9 protein-coding genes are annotated in these 7,532 nt (G+C 59.9%); 2 read left to right on the forward strand and 7 right to left on the reverse strand.

All coding sequences use genetic code 11. The annotated features are described in order from the left end of the window. From rplS to ACO41U_RS09445, 7 genes are all read right to left on the reverse strand, one after another. Positions 1–344: 50S ribosomal protein L19 (gene rplS, locus ACO41U_RS09415; protein ID WP_485943447.1), on the reverse strand; the 344-nt coding region annotated here is incomplete at its 3' end. Positions 345–367: 23 nt separating this feature from the next. Then, the gene (gene trmD / locus ACO41U_RS09420) at positions 368–1,531 is read right to left on the reverse strand and encodes a tRNA (guanosine(37)-N1)-methyltransferase TrmD (protein WP_485943449.1); all 1,164 of its coding nucleotides are present in this window, start codon (positions 1,529–1,531) and stop codon (positions 368–370) included. Continuing rightward, entirely contained in the window at positions 1,531–2,073 is a 543-nt protein-coding gene (gene rimM, locus ACO41U_RS09425; protein ID WP_366123314.1) for a ribosome maturation factor RimM, read from the reverse strand. The genes trmD and rimM overlap by 1 nt, the downstream gene beginning before the upstream one ends. Before the next feature lie 9 nt (positions 2,074–2,082). Continuing rightward, positions 2,083–2,325 (reverse strand): KH domain-containing protein, encoded by a 243-nt coding sequence (locus ACO41U_RS09430; protein WP_298781760.1) that lies wholly within the window; start codon positions 2,323–2,325, stop codon positions 2,083–2,085. Positions 2,326–2,381: 56 nt separating this feature from the next. Next, positions 2,382–2,651: a 30S ribosomal protein S16 gene (rpsP, locus tag ACO41U_RS09435; protein ID WP_015556552.1), complete on the reverse strand. Its 270-nt coding sequence runs from the start codon at positions 2,649–2,651 to the stop codon at positions 2,382–2,384. Positions 2,652–2,745: 94 nt separating this feature from the next. Further along, positions 2,746–4,089 carry a signal recognition particle protein gene (gene ffh, locus ACO41U_RS09440; RefSeq protein WP_485943451.1) on the reverse strand — a complete coding sequence of 448 codons (1,344 nt, stop codon included), beginning with the start codon at positions 4,087–4,089 and terminating at the stop codon, positions 2,746–2,748. Positions 4,090–4,131: 42 nt separating this feature from the next. Continuing rightward, positions 4,132–4,461 (reverse strand): sigma factor-like helix-turn-helix DNA-binding protein, encoded by a 330-nt coding sequence (locus ACO41U_RS09445; protein WP_298781768.1) that lies wholly within the window; start codon positions 4,459–4,461, stop codon positions 4,132–4,134. A 310-nt stretch (positions 4,462–4,771) separates the two neighbouring features. Here ACO41U_RS09445 and ACO41U_RS09450 point away from each other — a divergent pair, with 310 nt between their 5' ends. After that, a complete protein-coding gene (locus ACO41U_RS09450; RefSeq protein WP_485943454.1) occupies positions 4,772–6,292 on the forward strand; it encodes an ABC transporter substrate-binding protein in 1,521 nt (506 codons plus the stop codon). Positions 6,293–6,473: 181 nt separating this feature from the next. Continuing rightward, the gene (locus ACO41U_RS09455) at positions 6,474–7,415 is read left to right on the forward strand and encodes an ABC transporter permease (RefSeq protein WP_485943456.1); all 942 of its coding nucleotides are present in this window, start codon (positions 6,474–6,476) and stop codon (positions 7,413–7,415) included. Positions 7,416–7,532 lie beyond the last annotated feature (117 nt).

Consider the following 7,532-nt stretch of genomic DNA (forward strand, 5'->3'; position numbering starts at 1 on the left):
TCGCGGCGCTCCTTGATGCGCGCGGCCTTTCCGCTCAGCTTGCGCAGGTAGTACAGTTTCGCGCGGCGGACGTGCCCCTTGCGCTGGACCTCGATCTTATCGATGGAGGGGCAATGCAGGGGGAAGACCCGCTCCACCCCGACCCCGCTCGAAATCTTGCGCACGGTAAAGGTTTCGTCCAACCCGCCGTGCTGGCGCGCGATGACCACGCCCTCAAAGACCTGAATTCGCTCGCGCGCGCCCTCCTTGATCTTCACGTGGACGCGAAGGGTGTCGCCCGGCCGAAACTCGGGCGCGGGGTCCGCCTTAAGATAATTCTTCTGGACAAGGTTCAATACGTTCACTGGTGCTTCCTCCTAAATAAAAATCAGCGCTTTCCTAAAAATCGGTCCAGTGCAATTCCCGCCCTGACCGCCAGGGGCAGCGCCTCCGCCTCCTGAGCCACCGAGGCATAAACCACAGGGCCTTCCGCGCTCTCCCCCGCCTCCACTCCGTCGGGGAAGAGAAAGAGCAACGGCCCCTCGTGCTCCAGGCAGCGACGCTTCGCCTCCAGCGTATGAAGGCTGCCGCCACGTGGCTGAGCCTCTATGACGACGGTCAGCGTCGGTCGTCCCTTCCCGTGAGCCCGGGTCCAATCCCAAACGCGGGACAGGCTCCCCAATACCTTTGGGGGGCTCGCGGCCTCCGCCGCGCCCGCGTCGAACGAACGCCGCTCCTCAGGGCGAAGGATGACGAAAAAAGGTCGCCCCAACCCATAAAAACGACAGAGGGAGGAGAGGGCCTCCACCCCTTCCGACGTCGGCCTGTCGGCCGTGAGGAGCGCCAAACAGGCCTCTCCGGAGAGGTAGTCCCCTATCGCCGCCCTCGCCAGGAGGTCGGGACGGCGGGTCAGCGTTCGCTCCACCGCCCTGGCCCGACGCCAGGTCCGGACCTCCGCCTCGTTGCCGCTCAAAAGCACCTCCGGGACGTCCATCCCCCTCCAGGAAGCCGGCCGGGTGTAGTGCGGATGGTCCAACATCCCGCGGTAAAAGGAGTCCTCCTCCACCGCCTCCCCTCGACCGACGACCCCCGGAACGAGGCGCGCCATCGCGTCGATGACGGCCATGGCGGGGATCTCGCCTCCGGTGAGGACGCAGTCGCCCACGCTCACCTCAAGGTCCACCTCGCGCTCGACAAAGCGCTCATCAATCCCTTCATAGTGACCGCAGAGGATGACGACGTGTTCCTGGCGCGAGAGCGTTTCGACGATCTCCTGGGTCAGGAGCGTTCCCTGCGGAGAGGGATACACCACACAGGCTTCCTGGCTACCGCGGGCCACGTTCAGAGCGTCCTCCAACTGAGGCGCCGCGAGGACCATGCCTCCCGCTCCAAAGGCGTAATCGTCAATCTGGCGATACCCGCCCCGGCCGAACTCGCGAAGGTCCACCAAGTCCACCCGTAGCAGGTTTCTTTTGACGGCGCGGCCCAGGATGCTCGTCGAGAGAAAATCACGAAAGAACTCAGGGAACGCCGTGACGATCGTTACGTGCATCAGTCCCAGAGCCCCTCGATCAAAGAGAGCTTGATACGGCCTCCCTCAAGGTCGATGTCGCGAACGAAATCCCGAACGGCGGGGATGTAGTGCAGGCCCCCCGCGGCGTCGCGTATCTCGTACAGCTCGTTGGCGCCCGTCAGAAAATCCGTCACCGTCCCCAGAGGGCGTCCCTCCAGGTCCTCGACGGCGAGGCCGATCAGGTCGTCCACCCAGAAGCTGTCCCGCGGAAGCTCGACCCGCTCCTTCTGGTCGATGAGGATCGACGCCCCCACGCAGGCCTCCGCCTCCTCCCGCGTCGAAAGGTTCGTTTGCAGCGTGAGAAGGTTGCGTCCCTCGTCGAAGCGAACACCGCGCACCTCAAGCGTGCAGAGGGCTTCCGTTCCGCGATAGAGGGCGATCGTCCTCATCGCCTGGAAGCGTTCCGGAAAGTCCGTCAGGGGGACCACCGTCAGCGCCCCCTGAAGGCCGTGCGCGGAGGCCACACGTCCAATCTGGATTTTTTCAGACGTTTGGACGTCCTTAGAGGCCGTTCTGGAAATCGTACCTCACTACTCCTCTACGATATCGACGTCCACACGCTCGCCGGCTTTGACAGCGGCCGCTTTGGCCAAAAGCCGGATGGCGTTGATCGTGGCGCCGCGCTTCCCAATGATGCGCCCCACGTCCTCGTGGGCAACACGAATCATAACCTTGATCCCACTCTCCTCTTCGCCGCTCTCCACGCTGATGGCATCCGGCTGAGTGACAAGATGTCTGACGATGAACTCGACAAGCTCTTTGTAATTGACCATTGTGGCACCTCCTGTTTTTTTGCGGTGACGTGCTGAGGATGAACTCCAAAAAGTCCCTACTGGGCCTTTTTGCTCTCAAACTTCTCCCAAATGCCCTGCTTCTTCAAAAGCCCACGCGCCGTGTCCGAGGGCAGGGCCCCGACGCTCAACCAGTACAGGGCGCGATCTTCGTTGATGGCTACGGCCGCCGGATCGGTCATGGGGTTATAGGTCCCGATCAGCTCGATGAACTTCCCGTCCCGAGGGGAATGGGAGTCCGCAACCACCAACCTGTAATAAGGGGCTTTCTTTTTGCCCAAGCGCGACAAACGAATCCTCACTGCCATTACAACAAGACACCTCCTGAAAAATCTGGGGGAATGAATTCCCCAACAGGCACCTGAGCAATCCCTCCCTGCGGGGGCAGGGCGTCCCAGGGCTTCAGCGAACGCCACCCATCCTGCCGAAGAGGGAGCGCAGCTTGAACTTGCTGTCCCCTGCGGCGGAAAAGGACTTGAAGAGCTTTCGCATCTGCTCGTACTGAGCCAGCAACTGGTTCACCATCTGCACGGATGTCCCTGAGCCCAGCGCGATCCGCCGCCGGCGCGACCCCTTGATGATCCGGGGGTTACGGCGCTCGGCCGGCGTCATGGACTGGATGATCGCCTTGCTCCGACGGATGGCGGCGTTGTCCGCCTCATCGACGTTTATCCCCTTCAAGCGGCTGAAGCCGGGGATCATCTCCATCACCTTGCCAAGGGGCCCCATTTTCTCGATCTGCTGAAACTGGAGCAGAAGGGTTTCCAGCGTGAACTGCTTCCCCTTCAGGCTGCTTGCGATCTTCTCGGCGTCGCCGACGTCCGCGGCCTGGACCTTTTCCACAAGGCCCTGGATGTCGCCCATGCCCATGATGCGGCCCGCCATCCGCCGGGAGTCGAAGACCTCAAGGGCGTCCGTCCGCTCCCCCACCCCCGCGAACTTCACGGGCACGTCGGTCACCGCACGGACCGCCAGCGCGCTTCCGCCTCGGGCGTCACCGTCCAGCTTCGTCAGGATCAGCCCCGTCAGCGCCAGGCGCTCATGGAAAGCCCTCGCGACGTTGACCGCCTCCTGCCCCATCATCGCGTCCAGAACGAGGAGCTTCTCGTGGGGCGGGAGCGCTGCGGCGATGGCCGAGAGCTCCTCCATCAGCTCCTGATCCAGGTGCAGGCGTCCGGCCGTGTCCAGCAGGATGACGTCATTCATGCGGTCCGCCGCACGCCGGCGAGCCCCGCGCACTACTTCAAGGACGTCCGTCTCACCGGCCTCGGGACCGTAAAAGGCGACCTTGGACTCCTCCGCCAGCACCCTCAGCTGATCGACGGCCGCAGGTCGTCGCAGGTCGCACGCCACGACGAGGGGGCTGTGGGAGCCCTGAAGCCGCCGCGCCAGCTTGACCGTCGTCGTCGTCTTTCCGCTTCCCTGAAGCCCCACCATGAGGATCACCGTGGGGGGCATCGAGGCGATGGCAAGCGGAGCGGGGTCCCCCATCAGGGAAACGAGCTCCTCGTACACCACCGTCGCGATATGCTGCGCGGCGCTGATCGACTCGATGACGTCGAGCTGCAGCGCCCTCTCCCTTATCCTGGCGACGAGGCTGCGGGCCACCTTGAAATCGACGTCCGCCTCCAGCAGGGATTTGCGTATCTCGCGAAGCGCGGCGTCAACGTCCGCCTCCGAGAGCTTCCCCCTGCTTCGCAAACGCGAAAACGCGGCCTCCAGCTTCTCCCTCAGTGCGTCAAACATCCCCTGCTCTACTCCTTATAAAGTGGAGGACGGCAAAAATGCTCACGCGCCTCCATTCGTTTCGTTCAAGCGCAAGGCCTCGTTCCTCGCCTCAAGCTCGTGGATCCTCTCCTCCAGCCGTCGGGTCGTCTCGGAGAAGTGAAGCTCTCCCTCGATCGCCTCAAGGCGCTCCATAACGCGCCGTTCCAGAATGTGGACGGCCTGACGGCTGACCCCCAGCGAGCGGGCAACCTCCGTCGGGGCCAGGTCAGCGAAGTAGAGCATCTCGTAGACGTCCCGCTGACGCTCCGTCAAAAGGGGGGAGTAAAAGTCGTAGAGCGAATTGAGATAGACCCTGCGCTCCAGGCGCTCCCCATCGTTCAAAGCGGCCACATCGCATCCACTCCTGAACTTCGGCTCGGCGGTGATACAGCACGCTCCTTAAGCTGGGCTAATTATAAGGAGCTCGCAAAATCTTGTCAAGTATTTTTGTTTTACGCGTTGCTATTCAGTGATCATGCCGCCCATCCGGCAGCCTCTCTTACAGGGGCGGGGCGCTTTTAGGCCCGATGCACCCTTTATTTTATTCTGATTTCAGAGTATCATATTGAAGAGTGCAATGGGTAGTCGTGTGATACGGAAAAATTTTATACGGTTAGGGACAAAGGAGGAGAATTTTATCTTGACCAGGAGTAGGGTTTTATTGACGTTGTTGTGCCTCGTTACGTTTTTTGCCCCAGAGTTCTCCATTGCCGCGAACGCTGCTTCCGATGCGCCGATATCCGTGGCCTGCATCACGACGGCGCCACACCTTGACGTCGTCACCGAGGACGGTCAGATCGTTTCTCTGCTCCTCTTTGCCTTGGAGTCCCTCGTGACGACCGAGGAGGATGGTCAGGGGGGGATCCGCATCGTTCCCGGCCTTGCTGAAAGCTGGAAGGTCAGCGAGGATGGTTTGTCCTATACCTTCAACCTGAAAAAGGGCGTCAAGTTCCATGACGGCACGCCCGTCACCACCGAGGACTGGATATGGTCGATCCTGCGCTTGAGGGACGCGGGGCCGGAAAGCCCATGGAGCTACCTGGCCCACGCCGTCAAGGAGGTTTCTGCTCCTGATGAGGATACGCTAGTCATATCCCTGTCCGAACCCTATGCCCCCTTTCTCTCCAATTTGACAAACCCTGCCCTTTCCGTCCAGTCCAAGAAGCATTTTGAGAAGGTTGGGGCAGAGGCATTCCGTGACAGTCCCATGGGAACCGGCCCTTATTATTTTGCCGAGTGGGAGCTGAACCAGCGTTATATCCTCAAGAAAAACCCCTATTACCACGTCGAGGGCAAACCTGTCGCCAGTGAATTCCGCTTTATCGTCGTCCCGGACGACAATACGCGTATCATGCAGCTCCAGGCGGGTCAAGTCGATGTCGTCAGGGATCTTCCTCACAACAGGATCGACGAGCTCGCCTCCTATCCCGGACTTGCCGTAGACACGGAGCCCTCCACGGAGCAGCGTTTTGTCAATTTCAACGTGACTTTCCCTCCACTCGATGACGTCAGGGTTCGCAACGCCCTACGTCTGGCTACCGATAAGCAGGCTATTATTAAAATGGTACTCTTCGGTCACGGCTCACCGGTCTTCGGAGTCTTTCCGCGCGTCGACACCTTTTACAACAAGAAACTGAAAGACCCCGGTTACGATGTTGCAAAGGCCAGAGCCCTGCTGAAGGATGCCGGTCAGGAAAAGGGCTTTAAGCTCGAGATCATCTACAGCTCCGGCAACAGCGTCATGGAAAACATCGCGACAGTGCTCAAAGAGCAGTGGGCGAAGGTTGGCGTGGACCTTCAGCTCGTTCCGCTGGAAGGGCCGACAGTCAGCGCGTCCTTCCAGAACCTGAAGCACCAGGTCACGATGCTGCGTTGGTCCACAGACACCGCCGACCCTGTAGGGTTCACCAGCTTCATCGCCGATTACGATGCCAGCCATGGCTTTCACACGGGATGGAAGAACGAAAGGGTCACACAGCTGGCCCATGCAGCGGAAAAGGAGCTGGATGTGGAGAAACGCCGCGGCATGTACGAGGAAATCCAGCAAATTCTCTTCGATGAATGTCCAATGTATCCGCTCTACGAGAACGTCTATCCCGTTGCACGGAAGGACACGGTCCACAACTTCAGGTTCTCGGGCCTCTCGCGCTATGTATTCATCGATGCTTACAAGGATGAGTAGTTATCACATCCTGGTTCCGTTGGATAAAAGCGGGTTTTGAAGCGATGATGGGCCCTGACTCCCCACGTTTCTATCGACACAGGGCCCATTGTTTTGTCTGCTCATCTGCAACTCTGTCCCCGCAGTTCCCAACCTCGCTACGTCGGGAGCTGCGGAATACGTGTGAGGGAAGTGTTTTTCCTTGAAGCAGCTCAACTACATCCTAAAACGCATCCTCCAGATGATTCCTGTCCTCTTCGTCGTAACCATCGTAGTCTTCCTCATGATTCACATGCTTCCCGGCGACCCTGCCCGAACGCTCCTGGGAGAGCGGGCAACCTACGCCCAGGTTGAGGCCCTTCAGATTAAGCTGGGCCTGAATCGCCCTCTTCCCGTCCAATATTGGCTCTTCCTGAAGCACCTTTTTCGGCTGGATTTGGGAAACTCCGTGCTCTTCGGTGTCCCCGTCGCGAATCTTCTGGGCCAAAGGTTGTTCCTTACCTTAAGCCTTACGCTTTTCTCAGGCTTCATTGCACTTCTCATAAGCCTTCCACTGGGCTACATTGCAGCGGCCAAAAAGGATAGAGTCGCCGACCATCTGATTCGTACCGGGGCGCTGATCGCCCTGTCGACCCCCGTCTTCTGGATCGCACTCCTGCTCATGATGCTCTTTGCGTTGAAGCTGCGCTGGCTGCCCGTTGGAGGGTGGGGGCGCACTCCTCTGGACCATTTCATGGGCCTGATCCTCCCTGCGTTCACCTTATCTCTTTCCACTGCCGCACTCTTGGTCCGGAACCTTCGAAACAACATCGTGGATATCTCCCGCAGCGATTATGTCGATTTCGCACGCAGCAAGGGATTGAGCGAGAGTATTGTCCGTGCCCGGCACATCCTGCGCAATTCCCTCATCTCGACGGCCACGCTGCTCTCGTTACAGCTGGCCCACATGCTGGGTGGCAGCGTCATCACGGAGACGGTTTTCAACCTACCTGGGCTCGGGTCTTTGATGATCCAGGCCATATTCGGTCGGGATTATGCCGTGGTTCAAGGAGGCGTTTTCGTCATTGCCGTGATGGTCCTGTTCGTCAACCTGATAACGGACGTCCTGTACTCGCTGCTCGACCCACGGGTCGCCTTGGATTAGAGCCATGGGACAGATTTTTGCATCCCTCCGCCGCCGCGGCGCAGGACGGAAAGGATATGGGCTCATCCTCGGAAACTCTTCGCTGACCATCGGCCTTGCGATTGTGGCCTTGATGTG

It is taken from the genome of Fretibacterium sp. (assembly GCF_057312375.1).